Below are 16,403 nucleotides of genomic sequence, written 5' to 3' on the forward strand. Positions count from 1 at the left end.
TCATTCCTCCTGCATATCAAAAGATGTCATTTCTCCTTCTTCATTCATAATCTGTACCATTTGTTTTTGAACATGAGTCAATTTATCATTACAAAGTTTGGATAGTTTCATTCCCTCTTGATAATAGGTTAGTGCTTTCTCTAATGGTACATCCCCTTCTTCTAGCTTTTTTACAATTTCTTCTAATTTCTCCATAGCTGCTTCAAATGATATTTTTTCAGTGGACATCTTATTCAATCTCCTCTTTATTTAAAACTTTACAGTGTAAGGTAGCATCTGTGATTCGAACGGTAATTTGTTCGTTTTCCTCAATCTGTTCACTTGTTTTTAATATTTCCTGTTGTGGAGTATATGTTATTGAAAATCCGCGTTCTAATGTTTTTAGTGGGTTTAATAAAACTAGTTTTTCAATATTTAGAGCAAGTTGGTTCGACTTTTGTTCTATATAACTTTTCATGCTTTCACTTTTGCGATTCATTATTCGAGAAAACTCTAATAAAGCATGGTCTAACTTTTTTTTAGGAAATTGGGTATTTAAACGTCTATTAAGAAAATGAAGCATTTCCTGTTTTTGTCGATAAATATTCTGCGTCTGCCTTCTGAGACGATCAACTTCTTTATCTAGTTCTTGTTCTTTTTGTCTTATTAATTGTTCTGGATAACGGAATGCATATGATTCCTCTAAACGTTTAAGCATCTTTTGATGATGATTTAATTTTTGCTGGATTGTTCCTTGAATCATATTTCTTAATGCAGTTATTTTTTCCATCAATTGTTGGTAGGATGGCACGGCAAGTTCTGCGGCACCTGTTGGCGTTGGAGCTCTTAAATCAGCAACAAAATCTGATAAAGTTGTATCCGTTTCATGGCCAACGGCAGAAATAATTGGCAATTTGGAATGATAGATGGCATCTACCACGATTTCCTCATTAAAACACCATAATTCCTCAATGGAACCCCCACCACGACCGACAATTAAAACATCAAAAATTTCCTTTTCATTGGCCAATTTAATTCCATTCACAACAGTTTGTGCTGCCGTAGGTCCTTGAACCAGAACGGGAATTATGGTTATCTCAGCAATTGGATATCTTCGTTTAATCGTTGTTATAATATCTCTTACCGCAGCCCCTGTCGGAGATGTAATTACACCGATATGTTTCGGAAAAGAAGGAATCGGCTTTTTATAGTGGTCAGAAAAATACCCTTTTTCTTGTAACTTCTTTTTTAGTTGTTCAAATTGAACATACAATGCACCAATTCCATCAGGTTCCATGGCTTTAATGTATAACTGGTACTGTCCTGCTGCTTCGAAGACACTAACTTCCCCTTTTATAAGGACTTGCATTCCATTTTCAGGCATAAATTTCAAATAACGATTATTTCCAGCAAACATAATAGCCTGAATTCGAGTTTGTTTATCTTTTATTGTCATGTACATATGTCCTCGGTTATGGTGCTTAAAATTAGAGATTTCCCCTTTAAGCCATACTGTACGTAAATGCTTGTCCATATCAAGTTTACGCTTAATATATTTTGTTAAGGCAGTAACGGTCAAATATTTGTCAATCAATATTTGTCAATCCTTTTGCAGCTTTAATTGTGTTTTCTAAAAGCATTGTAATTGTCATTGGACCAACTCCACGAGGAACTGGTGTTAAATACGCTGCTTTTCTCTCTACTTCTTCAAAGTGCACATCGCCCGTCAACTTACCGTTATCTAATCGATTGATTCCAACATCAATAACAACTGTATCTTCTTTTATATAATCGGCAGTAATTACATTTGCTTTTCCAATAGCGACAATTAAAATATCTGCTTTTGTTGTATGTTCTTTCAAATTAGGAGTTCTTGAGTGACAATATGTAACGGTTGCATGTTCATTCAATAACATTTGTCCAATTGGTTTACCAACAATATTACTGCGTCCAATTATGACTGCATGTCTTCCTTCCATTGGAATGTTTTTTGATTTTAACATGGTTATAATTCCATATGGTGTACATGGTAAGAAGGTATCTTGACCTGTCATCATTCTACCAATGTTTATCGGATGAAAGCCGTCAACATCTTTCGCTGGGTTAATGGCTTCAATAACATGTTGTTCCTGAATGTGTTCTGGAAGTGGAAGCTGTACTAATATCCCATGTACATTTTTATCTTTATTCAGTTTATCGATTACTTCAAGCAAATCCTTTTCCGCTATTGAATTTTCTAAATGAATGATTTCAGATGAAATACCAACTTCGCGAGAGGCTTTTTCCTTTCCGGATACATAAGATTTCGATGCTGGGTTATCCCCGACTAAAACAACGGTTAAATGCGGAATTAGACCTTTATCCTTTAATATAGATACCTCTTTTTTCATTTTTCCCTTTAGAGATTTAGATAATTCTTTCCCATTAATTATTTCTGCACCCATGTTATCATACCTTTCTTATAACAAGATTCTAAGAAGTATTTTACTTATAGTTGTTCCCTATACTTTATTGTCAAGATTAGCGCTATTGAAATAAATCTTTTACTTCAAAATAATTCCATATAATAAGCATTTTAAAAGTGACTTTTTTGTTATGTCATAGGATTTATCCATTAATTATTTTTCTTCATTCATACGGGACAAAACACCATTAACAAATTTTCCAGAAGAGCTTTCTCCATACTTTTTTGCTAATTCAACCGCTTCATTAATCGTTACCTTTAACGGAATTCCATCTATGTAATACATTTCATACGTAGCAATACGTAAAGTAGTTTTTTCAACTGAAGCTAGTCGATCGAATGACCAGTTTTTCAGTTTATCTGAGATTCTTTCATCAATTTCTTTTCTGTTCATTAGAACACCTTCTGCAACACTTTTTAAGTAGGCATCTTCCTTTTCCTTTTTCAGAAAATCTCGAATGACTTCTTCTGTTGCAGAATCATTAATATCCAATTGAAATAATATTTGAAATGCTTTTTCACGTGCTTCTCGCCTATTCATTTGACCGTACTCCTTCAATTATTTCTCTTACAAAGAATACCATGATTCATCATGTTATGCTATCAAACATATGAATTGTGAACATGATAAATCAAGGCCAAAAGGAATAAATTTCTTTTGGCCTTGATTATTAATGATTTTCTTTGCTTTCTTTTTTCATTTCAATACCAACGATGTGTACATTGATTTCGGAAATTTCTAATGCTGTCATATTTTTAACTGTTTGACGAATATTTGATTGTACTTTTCCAGCAACTTCTGGTATAGATACACCAAATTTTAAATTCACATAAAGGTCGATGGAAACCTTTTCTTCTGATAAATCTACCTTTACACCTTTACTATGTGACTTTTTCCCAAATCGTTCAACAACTCCAGATGCAAAATTTCCTTGCATGGATGCGATTCCATCAACTTCAGACACCGCAATTCCAGTAATAACCTCTATTACTTCGGGAGCAATTTCAATTTTACCCAAGCCTGTATCTTCACTTACATCTAATAAAGGATTTTCACTCATAGCCTCACTCCTCTAATTATTTCGTTTCAACAATTGGATATTCTTTTAAGAAATTTGTATTAAAATCTCCATTATTAAAGACTTCATGGTTCATCAATGTATGGTGAAAAGGAATTGTTGTATGAATACCTTCTATCACAAATTCATCAAGTGCACGCTTCATCTTACTGATTGCCTCTTCACGTGTCGATCCATATGTAATTAGTTTCGCAATCATAGAGTCATAATGTGGTGGAATCTTATAACCAGTATATGCCGCTGAATCAACTCGAACTCCTAATCCACCCGGAGCTAAATACATATCTATTTTACCAGGTGATGGCATAAATTGCTTATATGGATTTTCAGCATTAATGCGGCACTCCATTGACCAACCTTTGATTTGAATATCTACTTGTTTCATACTTAAGGGCTCTTGATTTGCAATCTTAATTTGTTCTTTTATTAAATCAACACCAGTTACCATCTCTGTAACAGGGTGCTCTACTTGGATTCTTGTATTCATCTCCATAAAATAAAATTGTTTACTTGTACGATCAAAGATAAACTCAATTGTACCTGCACCAACATAGTTAACCGCCTGAGCCGCTTTTACAGCTGCATCTCCCATTAATTGGCGAATTTCTGGTGTAATTGCTGGGGAAGGTGTTTCTTCTACGAGCTTTTGTAGTCTTCTTTGAATAGTACAATCTCTTTCACCTAAATGTATCACATTTCCATATTGGTCTGCTAGTATTTGTATCTCCACATGACGAAAATCCTCTATATATTTCTCTAAATAGACCCCAGGATTTCCGAAAGCAGTCTCCGCTTCTTTTTGTGTAATTTGAATTCCTTTTATGAGTTCCTCTTCATTGTAGGCAACTCGAATTCCTCGGCCACCGCCACCAGCTGTTGCTTTAATTATAACTGGATAACCGATTCTTTCAGCAATTTCTTTTCCTTCTGCTTCATCTTTAATTACACCATCTGAACCCGGAACAATAGGAACATCAGCATTTTTCATTGTTTCCCTAGCTACATCCTTTATCCCCATTTTTTGAATAGATTCAGGTGACGGACCGACAAATATGATATTACAAGCTTTACACACTTCAGCAAAGTCTACATTTTCCGCAAGAAAACCATATCCTGGATGGATTGCATCAACATCTGATAATGTTGCAATACTCATTATATTCGTGAAGTTCAAATAACTCTCTGCACTAGAAGCTGGCCCTATACAATATGCTTCATCCGCTAACTGCACATGTAGGGACTCTTGGTCAGCTTCTGAGTATACTGCAACTGTTTTAATATCCATTTCTTTGCACGCGCGTATAATACGTACGGCTATCTCTCCCCTGTTGGCAATTAACAGTTTTTTTATCACTTTTTTTCTTCCCCTCATGTTGTTTTCACTCTGAACAATGGCTGACCATATTCCACTAACTCTCCATCTTCTACCATTATTTCCACAACTTCGCCAGTCACTTCCGCTTCAATTTCATTAAATAATTTCATCGCTTCTACAATACAAACAATTGATTCAGATTGAACTTCGGAGCCAACTTTCACATATGGATCACTTTCAGGATTTGGTGCAGCATAAAACGTTCCAACCATAGGAGAAACGATTTCATGGTCATAGTCAGAGGTTGTTTCTTTTTTCGATGATTCACCTGTTTCCGTTTGTTTGGAATCTGACTGAACAGGCATCGTTTCAACAGACATCTGCTCCTGTGTTTTTTCATCTGTCTGAACTGGTTGATATATTGTATATCCTTCATGATATTGTGTATCTTTTTTCATTTTCACTTTTGCACCGTTGGTTTCATAAGTAAACTCATCAAGTGATGACTCATCAACTATTTTTATTAATTCTCGAATTTCTTCAATTGTTAACAATATGGTACACCCCTTCAAATTATGATTAGGTATTAATAACTCCTCTTAATATATTACGCCAATACGAAGGGAAACTTCAATACATAACTTATTTTTAATTATAAAATATATTTCCTTCCACCGAACTTATTATATTATAGTGATAACATGTAGGGCGATAAAATTTGCACAATATAAAGTTTTTACGAAAACATCACTTTAATTATTTTAGTTATTGCTGTCATTTTATGATTTTAGTATAGCAGTGTTATTCATTTCATGCGAATCTTCATTCATTTGATTAAAATCTAGAAGCAAAAAAATATGATCCAGGCATTTTCCTAGATCATATTTTTATATACTTATTTTGTTGTAGCTTCTTGAAAAATAACATCGACTGTTTTATCTCCAAACTCGTCTCTGGCAATTTGCATGATATGATCTACTTCTTCTTTTGATAATTGATCCTCTTTAATATGCACCTGAACTTTGTCATCATTAGAACGGACTAAAACATCCTTATATTCTTTTGAGTCTAATAACATTTTTTCCAAAATAAATTCTTTAGATGTAGTTTGTTCAATTTGTTCTATACTATTCAATGCTTCATTTTTTTCTTCTGAAGTTGCTTCACTGGAAGCTACTATTGCTTTAAAACGGTCCTTTGTTCTACTACGCTCATCCTCAATATCCATTCGGATGGTTGTAAATAATTCATCATTACTTGCATTTGTAATATCTACATCCACATCTTCTGTGACTTCATCTGTATTCATTTGTTCCTCTTGTCCATCATCGTTTTTAAAAGCTAGGTCTTCCCTATCCGGTGAAAAAATATAATAAACACTTAAAACAATAATAAGACTTAACATCGTCAATAACCATACAGTTTGCTTTTTTAACATTTTCTTTCCTCCTTAATTTTTTGGCATAACAGAGACTTTGTGTGTAGGGACATCGAGCACCCTGGAAACTGCTTCAATGACCCATTTCTTTGTCGTTGGCTGTTCAACTCCTTTTGCAGTAACAAAGACCCCTCTTACATCAGGTTTTTTTGTTTGAACTTGTAAAGGAGTTTCTTTGTCCCCTTGCCGGACAACAACAATTTGTGTTTCCTCGGTATTTTCTTCTATTTCTCTACTTCCTCCATTTTTATCTTGTTCATCTGTTACTTGCTTCCCTTTAATTAGATTCTTTTCATATATTTTAATATTAGTTGAATCTAGATTAACCATCACTTCTACTCCAGTAACTCCTTGAATATTTTCTAACATGTTTTGTAGATCTTTTTCATAACTTTTTTCTAATGTCTTATAATCCGTTGTCGTTGATGATGGATCATGATTATTCTGGTTTGATTCTTGTGTTGTTTCATGTGAATATTGTTCTACTTCTAAATCATTCTCTTTCTCAGGGGTAAATATATTACCAACAATCAAAAGCAAAAGCCCAATCAATCCAATTATGATGATATATCCTTTTAAGGGCTTTTTTTGTTCATCTCCCTTTCTACTAGACAGAAAATCTTTTAATTTACGAAACAACATTTCCCCCCTCCCATTCGATAACTATTTTTTTATCATATAGCTGCCAAATTTCCTCTAAATGAGAGATTATCTCCTCTTTGTCTATTTCATCTTTTTCTGTTTCTTTGTCTTCTGGACCAATGACTACCTCATCCACTTCATTAACTACTCCCTCCCTATCCTTGTTTTCTTCTTCTCCTACATAAACAATTACCTCTTGCAAGTTTTCATAAGAGAAATCCTCCTCATTTTCAAATAGAAAATCGATGGTCATAATTTCGACTTGAAACTCCTCTTGAAGGGGTTCTTTTGCAAGTTCTTTTAATTGGACAGCCATTTCTTCTAAAATATATGCATGTTGTGTCAATTCTATTTCACTTTTTTCAATTTCAATCATATTTTCTAGTGACCCCTTAGAATAATTTGTCTCCATTTGGTTCATTGTACGGGCAAATGTCTTTTCAACAGTTGATTGAACATCTACTTGAAAAAGTTGTAATATGGGTTGCAAAAATAGTAATAGTAAAATCAGCCCCATTACAAACCGGATATATTTTTCCAATGCATTATTAGGAATGATCAGATCGATAATAATGGCTAGGATTATAAATATAATAATTTGTGTTGTCCATTGAATAATATAATCCACGAGATCACCCTACCTTAAAAGCATTGTCAAATTACTTGCCGCAATAATAATGACAATTCCTAGAAAAAACATAATAGAAACAACCATTAAACTGGCAAGGATATACATAATATATTTACTGATGGTTTGTAAACTGGTAATAACCGGTCCATCACCAATTGGTTGTAGTAATGCTGCAGCTATTTTATATATAAGCGCAATCGCAAAAATTTTTAAGGCTGGAAATAAAGTGATAAACAAAATAATGACAACGCCTACGATTCCTACTGCATTTTTTAGCAATAATGATGCACTTAAAACCGTATCTGTTGCATCCGTAAATGCTCGTCCTACTACAGGGATAAAATTTGCAGTAACGAATTTTGCCGCTTTCATTCCAATTCCATCTTGTACCGCACTTGCCGCTCCTTGTACAGACATAACACCTAAAAAAATGGTTAAAAAGGCGCCTAATAAACCTAAAGCAATATTTTTAAATAAATTTGCTAAATAAGTTACTTTATACTTATCACTTAAACTACTAACGATAAAAAGAAGTGCTGACATAAGTAGTAGTGGAAAAATAATCTTTGCTACAAGAACACCACTAACATGGACTAAAAATACGATAATCGGATGAAAGAAGGAGACTGCCATTACATTTCCAAAGCTAGCCATTAAACCAAGCATAAGCGGAATTAACGCAATCATGAAACTACTCAACCCATCAATTGCGTCTTTTGCATAAGAAACAACAATATAAAAGCTATTTAAAGCTAAAAACAATAGCACAATATAAACAACAAAATAAGCAATTTTACTAACTGTTCCGTTATCAAAAGAGGTGTGTAAGGTTTGTAAAAATACGGAAAATAAAGTAAGTAAAAAAATCATTCCTAATAATTTTCCATTTAAAATAATTTCATGTAATAAATATTTCAAAGCACCTAGCAAACTATTTTTAATCGAAAATGTATTATTTTCTTTAACAAACTCCATTAAGCTTGTCTTTTTAATTTCGGGTAAATAACCCCCATAATCATTTCCTAATCTTTTCCAATATGTTTCAATATGATCCAATGAAATTTGTTCAAAGATTTCTTCTTCCACTAACAAGTCACTATCTTCTTCCGTTTCTGCTTGTACAAAAGTTTGCCCGGTAAACAGTAAAAAAAGGGGGATGAATAATATTAGTCGTTTAATTTTCATCAAGTTCCCTCTTTCGAGAATACCAATTAAGTAATCGGTAGAAAATTTAAAATAGATTCAATAACAGTGGTTATGATTGGTATCGCAATAATTAAAATAAATATTTTGCCAGCTAGTTCAATTTTTGTTGCAACACCATGTAATCCAGCATCCCTAGTCAAATCTGCTCCAATTTCTGTAATATATGCAATTCCAATGATTTTTAGAATAGTTCCTATATACATTCCTTCAATAGATGCTTTTTGTCCTAAATGATGAATTAATTGAAAAATAGTACCAATCTGTTTAATGACAGCCAAAAAGATAATTACACTAGCAATCAATATAATTAAAAATCCAAATGTCGTTCCTAATTCTCGTAAAGTAATATATAAAATACTGGCGATTATTCCAATTCCAACAAGATGAATAATTTCCATATAAATCTAACCTAACCTTGAAACAGAAATATAGATTTAATTTCTTGAAACAAATCAGAGAGACCATGAATGACAATAGCTAGGACAATGATAAAGCCTACCAATGTTGCAAATTGGGCAATTTCCTCTTTTCCCATTTGTTTTAATATAGTATGAATAATTGCAACAATTATGCCAATTCCGGCAATTTGAAATAAAATGGTAGCATCTAATATCATGATTCATGACCCCCCCAACTATCTGTATATTTATTCTGTATAAATGGTAAGTGAACCACTAACATGGTTTTACCTAGCAAAATTACAGAAGTACTAACACAATAAATATGCCTAATAATAATCCAAGTGATTTTGCCATATTTGCAAATTTTAGTTGCTCGTCTCTTGACTCTTGTAACTCCCTATCTAAATGACTCATTGTTAAAAAAATATGTTTTTGTTGTTGAGAAAAATCATGCTGACCAATTGAGCGGCCAAATTGATACAAAATCTCTCCTTCATTTTTTCCTAAGTAGGAATGTCGAATTAATTTAGAGACTTCCTTTTCCCATATTAATGGAAATGCTGCTTGGTTTTTTTCCATTTGTTCTGCTAATGTTTGAAAAAAATGTTTGATCGGTTGGGGAATTTGTTTACTGATAACAAAAAATGCCTCCTGCAGTGGTAACTGGCTATACAAGATCTCCCCTTCTAAAATTTGTAATGCATTTTTTAATTGGCGAATCTGCTTTGGCCGATTCGAAAATTTGCTACTCCATTCAAAGCCAATCCACGTTGTTGCAATCATGACAAGAAGTGCTCCAATCCACTTCATCTGACAACATACCTTTTTTTTCGTAGTAAGTTTTGCATCGTTTCATCATAAATGGTATTCACTTTTCCAACTTGCTTTTGATCAATGAGGATGAACCTCTCGAAAACTTGTTGCTTAAATAAAGGTCGTATAGACGGCCTTTTTTTCAATTCTGTAATGGAATTACCGTGAATGGTACAAACAACATGAACTCCTGCATTAATTGCTTCTAATAGTGCTTCCACATCTTCTTTGCTTCCGATTTCATCAACAACTAATATTTCTGGGGACATCGATCGAATCATCATCATCATTCCTTCTGCTTTTGGACAAGCATCAAGAACATCTGTCCTAGGCCCAAGATCATGCTGTGGGATTCCTTTAATAGATGCGCCAATCTCTGACCTTTCATCAATTACACCCACTTTTTTCGGTGAAACATTTTCCCACCCTGTTGAAATAATTCGAACTAAATCACGAATATAGGTTGTTTTTCCTGTCTGAGGAGCTCCAATAAATAAACTATTTTTATAACCATTTTCATATAAATAGGGAATGATATGCTGTGAAACACCAATCCTTTGTTTAGCAATCCGAATATTAAAAAATGTAATATGTTGAATTGCCTTTACTGCCCCATTTACAGTGTTCACTTTCCCAGCAATCCCTACTCGATGACCACCTTCTATTGTGATAAAACCTTCCCGAAGTTCATCTGATAAACGATATAGGGAAAATTCACTTAACTGATTTACAACAAAAACACTGTCTTCGGCTGTGGGGATTGGGTGATTCATCCATTCAATATCATAATCAAAAATCAGTTCAATCGGTTGATGTAATCGAAAGCGAATTTCCTGAAGGCTCCCCCAACGTTTTGCGATTTGTTTTTCCATATTATCTCGGATCTGCTTAGGAAAAAGACGTAAAATTTCATCCATTGTAACCCCTACTTTTTTATATCATCAGCTTTATAGTAAATGTATGTCTGTTTGGACAAATTATGACTTATCATTTATTTTTCCAAAAGAAAAAACAGCCCGAATGGACTGTTTTAAAAGTATAGTTATCTCATTTAATTAGAAGCACGGGAAACATATTTACCGTCCGATGTATTGATAACTAATTTATCACCTACATTAACAAAAAATGGTACTTGTGTAACAAGACCTGTTTCAAGTGTTGCAGGTTTAGAGCCTCCACTTGCTGTATCTCCTTTAATACCTGGATCTGTCTCTTTCACTTCAAGCTCAACCGTATTCGGTAAGTCAATACCTAATACCTCTCCTTCATACATAACAAGTGCAACTTCAGTATTTTCTTTAATAAATTTCAATTCATATTCAATTTGACTGGACTGTAATTCAATTTGTTCATATGTAGTTGTATCCATAAATGCATGTGTGTTACCAGATGCATATAAATATTGCATTTTCCGGTGGTCTACATGGGCCCTGGCCACTTTTTCACCTGCACGGAATGTTTTCTCTTGGATATTACCGCTTCGTAAACTACGTAATTTACTACGTACAAACGCAGCACCTTTTCCAGGTTTCACATGCTGAAAGTCAATTACTTGCCATACATCATTTTCGAACTCAATCGTAAGTCCAGTTCGAAATTCGTTAACTGAAATCATCATATTATTTCCTCCTTCAATTCACAATCAATGAAAATCCATATCTATAATATAATCAAGTCTTTTGGAGCCTTTGTCAAGCGTTCATTTCCAGATTCAGTGATAAAAATATCATCTTCAATTCTACATCCACCAATATCTGGAATATAAATCCCCGGTTCAACAGTTACAACCATTCCAGGTTCTAATACTGTGCCAGATGCTTTTGATAATGAAGGCGCTTCATGTACTTCCATACCTAGACCATGACCTGTTGAGTGACCAAAATATTGGCCATAGCCTTTTTCTGTGATATATTCTCTTGTCAGTGCATCTGCTTCTTTACCAGTCATTCCGGGTTTAACACCTTTAACTCCCCGTAGTTGTGCTTCTAAAACGGTATCATAAATATCCTTCAATTGATCATTAATTTCTCCAACCCCAACCGTTCTTGTGATATCAGAGCAATATCCTTCATACAGGGCACCATAGTCCATTGTAACAAGTTCTCCAGATTGGATTTCCTTTGTTGATGCAACACCATGTGGTAATGCAGAACGATAGCCAGAAGCTACAATTGTGTCAAAACTAGATGATGTGGCACCTTCCCTTCGCATAAAAAATTCGAGTTCATTCGATATTTCAATTTCCTTGACGCCAGGCTTAATATATTTTTGAATATGTAGAAATGCATCATCCGCAATTTTAGCAGCTTTTTGCATAATAGCTAATTCATTTTTTGTTTTGTAAAGACGAAGTTGTTCCACAATCTGCTCCGTTGGGATTAATTCACCTTCAATATGTTTTTTATACTGTTCATAAGCAGCAAAAGTTAAATCATTTTTTTCGAAACCTATTCTTTTCGCATGCATTTTTGTTAATTGTGCTTTTATTTCTTGAAGCATCCCTTGTTTATGCTCAATAATGTCAAACTGTTTCACTTGTGCATCTGCCTGTTTGGTATAACGAAAATCAGTAATAAATACAGCGTCTGAGTCACCTACAATCGCAACACCTGCAGTACCAGTAAATCCAGTCACATATCTTCTATTTACTGGTTTTGTAATTAAAAGTGCATCTAAATTTTGCTCATTTAATATTTCTCTTATTTTTGTAACTTTCTCCAATATCTCCATCTCCTTTGAACACTTAATGATTATGATAAGGTATGATTTCCTCCACAAGAGCTAGAAATGCTAATCGGTATCCAGCTAATCCTAAACCAACAATTTGCCCAACACATGCTGATGCTGTTATCGATTTTTGGCGAAATGTTTCCCGCTTATGAATGTTCGAAATATGTACTTCGATTATTGGAACATCAACCGAACGGATAGCATCAAGGAGGGCAACACTTGTGTGTGTATAAGCGGCTGGATTAAAAATAATTCCTGCGTATTTTCCTACCGCGACTTGAATCTCATCAATTAGAACTCCTTCATGATTTGATTGGACACAATCAACCTCAAAGCCTTTTTCTTTGGCAACTTTATTTACTTCTGTCTCTATATCATTTAATGTAAATTGGCCATAAACGTCTACCTCACGCTTGCCTAATAAATTTAAATTCGGGCCATTAAGTAATAAAATTCTATTCATATCTTCATTCCCCTTGCTATTTCTTCTATTATCTTATCATAAAAACAGCTGGAAGATAATTATTGTTGTCATTTTTTTCTATTTTAAAACTTCCTTATTCATTTTGGTATTCATGATAATCATAAGAAATAGAATATCCAATAAAAGTACCATAAACAATGAATAAACATAATGTTGTAATGATAGTATCTTTGTCTAATTCATGTAATGATGGTATATTAGGGAAAATAGGTTGTAATATATAAAAAAGAATCACCCATAATACAATCCCATACATTATTCCTGCTAAGTAAGTTGTAGCTTTTTTTATGAGCATATAGTATATTAAAGCAATAATCATTGATATAATACCAGTTAATAAAATGGATACAACATCACCTAATAATTTATCTGTCCACTCCCTATGCAACCATGAACGAAGTAAATACGATTTAGGTGCAAGCTCTGAAAAACTAAAATAATATGTAAACACCCAAATTATACTCCAAAATAATCCACCAATAAAACCAGTCATTAACGCTCTTTTTAAAGTAGATTCTTCAGCTGGAATAGGCTTATCATCTTGTTTTACTTTATTATTTTCTGACATAATAAAAACACCTCCATTCTTACTATCACCAAATACATAAAAAGAAATGCAAAGGAATTACGAATTATCAAATGGAATAGATATTGCAAAAAAAGGTATAATTACTAGAAATAGTGGAATACAAGAAAGTAGGATTTAAATAAGGAGGGTGACAAAATCAATGAAAAAAGGTAAGGCATCTCTGTTCATCTATGTGATAATCGGTCTTGCCATAATCGGGGTTACCTCACAAGTATTTACCAATTTAACAGGTTTTCTTGTAAGAACACTTACTGGATTAGCCATTAGTGCACTCATCATCGCGGGGATCTATTTCTTCTTTTTCAGAAATCGAAACAATTCAAATGAGATGAAGAAATACCAGCAGGCCGTCAAACAATCAAAACGAAAATATTCCAACACAAACAAACCAAAACACAATCAGACAAAAAAAGAATCTCCCATTCGAAAAAATGCTAATAAAAAATATTCCCATCTTCGAGTAATTGATGGAAATAAGTCAAAAAGGAAAAAACGAGCTTCAAACTAAGAAGTTCGTTTTTTGTATCATTCTTAGGATGGCCACCGTTTTAAAAATATCTCTGTATGCTCTTTCCCAAGATTAATTAATTGTTCGATAGACGATTCACGAATATGAAAATTTGTTGTTTCCACTCCTTGTACAGGAATAAAAACAATATTATGTTGGTCTGACTTTGATATGTACCTAGCATCATGTGCTTGCTTCATAGTTGAGAAAAGAGCTAAAAACATATCGATTGCATTTTTGATTTTTTTTGGACGTGGATTTTCGACTGATTCACTTAATTTTATTCCCAGAACAGGTCGTTGATACGGCTTTTTTTGCTTGTTATTATTTTCAAATATCCATAATGGAAAATTGCTTAAAAGCCCTCCATCTACTACAAAACTGGCTTCTTTTTTTGTTCCATGTAATTTACTAGGCATGAAAAAGTATGGGAATCCCGCACTCATTCTAACCGCTTCGGAAACAGGAAAATACTTTGCATCTATCCCATAAACCCTATATAAATCATCTGGCAGGACAACTAATTTTCCTAGAGTCAAATCACTTACAACAACTTTTAAGTAACCTTCCTTAAGATCAGCAAATGTATAAACACCTTTTTCAGCTAATAATTCCCTTATCCACTGCTCCAATTTTCTACCATGATAAAGACCCATTTGAAAATATAAAAAAAGCCATTTACTACCTGGAATAATGGAAGTTAGCTTTGGTGCATCTAAAAATCTTCTCAAATCTAAACCTTGTAATTTCTGCTTAATTTCCTCAAGTGAGAAGCCCGCAGCTAGTAATGAAGCGAAAATGGCTCCAGCGGATGTCCCCGCAACCCTTTCGATACGTAGACTTTTTGCTTCCAAGCTTTCTAGGGCACCTATAAAGGCATATGCTTTCACACCACCACCAGAAAAAACAGCATCAATTTTCATCCATTATCTCCCCTTACAGCATAATACAAAGTCAGATACTATGTGATGCTTATTTTAACAAGGGATCATATATTTAAATGAAGTAAAATTTTTCATTTGCTGTCCCGTTTGTATAGTATAAGCAAGAGAGATAGGATGTAGAACTTATTTTGATGTTAAATTTTGCATTTTTCGCAATTCTTTTGCCCTTGTTTCATCTACTTTAAAATAATTCACCAAATCAGCGATACGATCAATTGAATTCCAGCTTAAATGATGTTCAATTCCCTCCACATCATTATAAATGTTTTCTTTATCCACCCCAATGATTTCTAAAAAGTCTTCAAGTAATTCATGTCTAAATACAAGACGTTCTCCTATTTTCTTCCCCTTATCTGTTAAAACGAATCCTCTATATTTTTCATAATCCAAATAATCATCTTTATCAAGTTTCTGTACCATTTTAGTAACCGAAGATGGATGGACTTCTAATTCTTCTGCAATATCGGATACCCGTGCATATCCTTTCGTGTCTATTAATAAATATATTTTTTCAATATAATCTTCCATACTAGGTGTTGGCATTGTATCTCCCCTTTTACTTTTTTCATTTAGGGCAAAAATCTTTCATACATAGCATACCTTAAAAAGGTCATACATACAACCTTTCTTTTTCTATTTGACAAACACCTCATTGTTTACATAAATAATTTTGTATTAGGTAAAAACTGTTTCCTTATTATTTTATAGCTTTTATGTTATTCTATAAATACAGGAAAACCTTTGAAAAAAAATTAGTTTGACCATATAATTATAAGTATTAATGAAATACGGGGGAAGTATGCATGAAGGTTTTAATTATTGTTCTTGTTATTTTACTTACAATTAGTGTCTTTAGATACTTTAGGCAACGTACTTATTTAAAGACATTAACAGAGGCACAATTTATTGAAGGTTATCGAAAAGCACAACTCATTGATGTTCGCGAACCACAAGAATTTAAGAATGGACATATTTTAGGTGCTAGAAATATTCCTTTAACACAGTTAAAACAAAGATTAATTGAATTAAGAAAAGATAAGCCAATCTATCTCTATGCCCAAAGTGAATTTCGTTCAGCAAGAGCTGCACAGGTTCTTCATAAAAATGGGTATCAAGATTTGAGCCATCTAAAAGGTGGTTTTAAAAAATGGACAGGAAAAGTTAAATAAGATAGATATAT

At 33.4% G+C, this 16,403-nt stretch carries 23 protein-coding genes; 2 read left to right on the plus strand and 21 right to left on the minus strand.

Going from position 1 to position 16,403, the window contains the following annotated elements; all coding sequences use genetic code 11:
• The 19 genes from xseB to FHP05_RS02720 form a co-directional block, all read right to left on the minus strand.
• Entirely contained in the window at positions 1-228 is a 228-nt protein-coding gene (xseB, locus tag FHP05_RS02630) for an exodeoxyribonuclease VII small subunit (protein ID WP_147665672.1), read from the minus strand.
• A 1-nt stretch (position 229) separates the two neighbouring features.
• Complete coding sequence (xseA, locus tag FHP05_RS02635) at positions 230-1,573, minus strand: exodeoxyribonuclease VII large subunit (protein ID WP_147665673.1); 1,344 nt, start codon at positions 1,571-1,573, stop codon at positions 230-232.
• Entirely contained in the window at positions 1,566-2,423 is an 858-nt protein-coding gene (gene folD / locus FHP05_RS02640; protein ID WP_147665674.1) for a bifunctional methylenetetrahydrofolate dehydrogenase/methenyltetrahydrofolate cyclohydrolase FolD, read from the minus strand. Before folD ends, xseA begins: the two co-directional genes overlap by 8 nt.
• A 174-nt stretch (positions 2,424-2,597) precedes the next feature.
• Positions 2,598-2,984, minus strand: a complete 387-nt coding sequence (nusB, locus tag FHP05_RS02645; RefSeq protein ID WP_147665675.1) for a transcription antitermination factor NusB — start codon at positions 2,982-2,984, stop codon at positions 2,598-2,600.
• A gap of 130 nt (positions 2,985-3,114) precedes the next feature.
• Positions 3,115-3,504 (minus strand): Asp23/Gls24 family envelope stress response protein, encoded by a 390-nt coding sequence (locus FHP05_RS02650; protein WP_147665676.1) that lies wholly within the window; start codon positions 3,502-3,504, stop codon positions 3,115-3,117.
• Positions 3,505-3,520: 16 nt separating this feature from the next.
• Positions 3,521-4,876, minus strand: coding sequence for an acetyl-CoA carboxylase biotin carboxylase subunit (gene accC, locus FHP05_RS02655; protein WP_147665677.1), 1,356 nt, complete (start codon positions 4,874-4,876; stop codon positions 3,521-3,523).
• 14 nt (positions 4,877-4,890) lie between these two features.
• On the minus strand, positions 4,891-5,391 hold the full coding sequence (gene accB / locus FHP05_RS02660) for an acetyl-CoA carboxylase biotin carboxyl carrier protein (protein ID WP_147665678.1): 501 nt from the start codon (positions 5,389-5,391) through the stop codon (positions 4,891-4,893).
• Between the two features lie 341 nt (positions 5,392-5,732).
• Positions 5,733-6,275 carry a SpoIIIAH-like family protein gene (locus FHP05_RS02665; protein ID WP_147665679.1) on the minus strand — a complete coding sequence of 181 codons (543 nt, stop codon included), beginning with the start codon at positions 6,273-6,275 and terminating at the stop codon, positions 5,733-5,735.
• Positions 6,276-6,287: 12 nt separating this feature from the next.
• Positions 6,288-6,917 (minus strand): stage III sporulation protein AG, encoded by a 630-nt coding sequence (gene spoIIIAG / locus FHP05_RS02670; RefSeq protein ID WP_147665680.1) that lies wholly within the window; start codon positions 6,915-6,917, stop codon positions 6,288-6,290.
• Positions 6,904-7,545: a stage III sporulation protein AF gene (gene spoIIIAF, locus FHP05_RS02675; protein WP_147665681.1), complete on the minus strand. Its 642-nt coding sequence runs from the start codon at positions 7,543-7,545 to the stop codon at positions 6,904-6,906. The genes spoIIIAG and spoIIIAF overlap by 14 nt, the downstream gene beginning before the upstream one ends.
• A 9-nt stretch (positions 7,546-7,554) precedes the next feature.
• Positions 7,555-8,733 carry a stage III sporulation protein AE gene (gene spoIIIAE / locus FHP05_RS02680; protein ID WP_147665682.1) on the minus strand — a complete coding sequence of 393 codons (1,179 nt, stop codon included), beginning with the start codon at positions 8,731-8,733 and terminating at the stop codon, positions 7,555-7,557.
• 26 nt (positions 8,734-8,759) lie between these two features.
• Positions 8,760-9,152: a stage III sporulation protein AD gene (gene spoIIIAD, locus FHP05_RS02685; RefSeq protein WP_147665683.1), complete on the minus strand. Its 393-nt coding sequence runs from the start codon at positions 9,150-9,152 to the stop codon at positions 8,760-8,762.
• An 11-nt stretch (positions 9,153-9,163) separates the two neighbouring features.
• Positions 9,164-9,370 carry a stage III sporulation protein AC gene (spoIIIAC, locus tag FHP05_RS02690; RefSeq protein ID WP_147665684.1) on the minus strand — a complete coding sequence of 69 codons (207 nt, stop codon included), beginning with the start codon at positions 9,368-9,370 and terminating at the stop codon, positions 9,164-9,166.
• 82 nt (positions 9,371-9,452) lie between these two features.
• On the minus strand, positions 9,453-9,965 hold the full coding sequence (gene spoIIIAB / locus FHP05_RS02695) for a stage III sporulation protein SpoIIIAB (RefSeq protein WP_147665685.1): 513 nt from the start codon (positions 9,963-9,965) through the stop codon (positions 9,453-9,455).
• On the minus strand, positions 9,962-10,885 hold the full coding sequence (gene spoIIIAA / locus FHP05_RS02700) for a stage III sporulation protein AA (RefSeq protein ID WP_147665686.1): 924 nt from the start codon (positions 10,883-10,885) through the stop codon (positions 9,962-9,964). The genes spoIIIAB and spoIIIAA overlap by 4 nt, the downstream gene beginning before the upstream one ends.
• A 134-nt stretch (positions 10,886-11,019) precedes the next feature.
• Complete coding sequence (gene efp, locus FHP05_RS02705) at positions 11,020-11,583, minus strand: elongation factor P (protein ID WP_147665858.1); 564 nt, start codon at positions 11,581-11,583, stop codon at positions 11,020-11,022.
• 44 nt (positions 11,584-11,627) lie between these two features.
• Positions 11,628-12,689 carry a M24 family metallopeptidase gene (locus tag FHP05_RS02710; protein ID WP_147665687.1) on the minus strand — a complete coding sequence of 354 codons (1,062 nt, stop codon included), beginning with the start codon at positions 12,687-12,689 and terminating at the stop codon, positions 11,628-11,630.
• 22 nt (positions 12,690-12,711) lie between these two features.
• A complete protein-coding gene (gene aroQ, locus FHP05_RS02715) occupies positions 12,712-13,161 on the minus strand; it encodes a type II 3-dehydroquinate dehydratase (protein ID WP_147665688.1) in 450 nt (149 codons plus the stop codon).
• Between the two features lie 94 nt (positions 13,162-13,255).
• Positions 13,256-13,750, minus strand: coding sequence for a YqhR family membrane protein (locus tag FHP05_RS02720; RefSeq protein ID WP_147665689.1), 495 nt, complete (start codon positions 13,748-13,750; stop codon positions 13,256-13,258).
• A gap of 160 nt (positions 13,751-13,910) precedes the next feature.
• Here FHP05_RS02720 and FHP05_RS02725 point away from each other — a divergent pair, with 160 nt between their 5' ends.
• Positions 13,911-14,279: an SA1362 family protein gene (locus FHP05_RS02725; RefSeq protein ID WP_147665690.1), complete on the plus strand. Its 369-nt coding sequence runs from the start codon at positions 13,911-13,913 to the stop codon at positions 14,277-14,279.
• Positions 14,280-14,302: 23 nt separating this feature from the next.
• Here FHP05_RS02725 and FHP05_RS02730 read toward each other — a convergent pair whose 3' ends face one another.
• The gene (locus tag FHP05_RS02730) at positions 14,303-15,202 is read right to left on the minus strand and encodes a patatin-like phospholipase family protein (RefSeq protein ID WP_147665691.1); all 900 of its coding nucleotides are present in this window, start codon (positions 15,200-15,202) and stop codon (positions 14,303-14,305) included.
• 144 nt (positions 15,203-15,346) lie between these two features.
• A complete protein-coding gene (gene mntR / locus FHP05_RS02735; protein WP_147665692.1) occupies positions 15,347-15,766 on the minus strand; it encodes a transcriptional regulator MntR in 420 nt (139 codons plus the stop codon).
• A gap of 260 nt (positions 15,767-16,026) precedes the next feature.
• Between mntR and FHP05_RS02740 the strand changes: the two genes are divergently transcribed.
• Positions 16,027-16,392, plus strand: coding sequence for a rhodanese-like domain-containing protein (locus FHP05_RS02740; RefSeq protein WP_147665693.1), 366 nt, complete (start codon positions 16,027-16,029; stop codon positions 16,390-16,392).
• Positions 16,393-16,403 lie beyond the last annotated feature (11 nt).

Source organism: Cerasibacillus terrae (assembly GCF_008039555.1).
Lineage (GTDB): Bacteria > Bacillota > Bacilli > Bacillales > Amphibacillaceae > Cerasibacillus > Cerasibacillus terrae.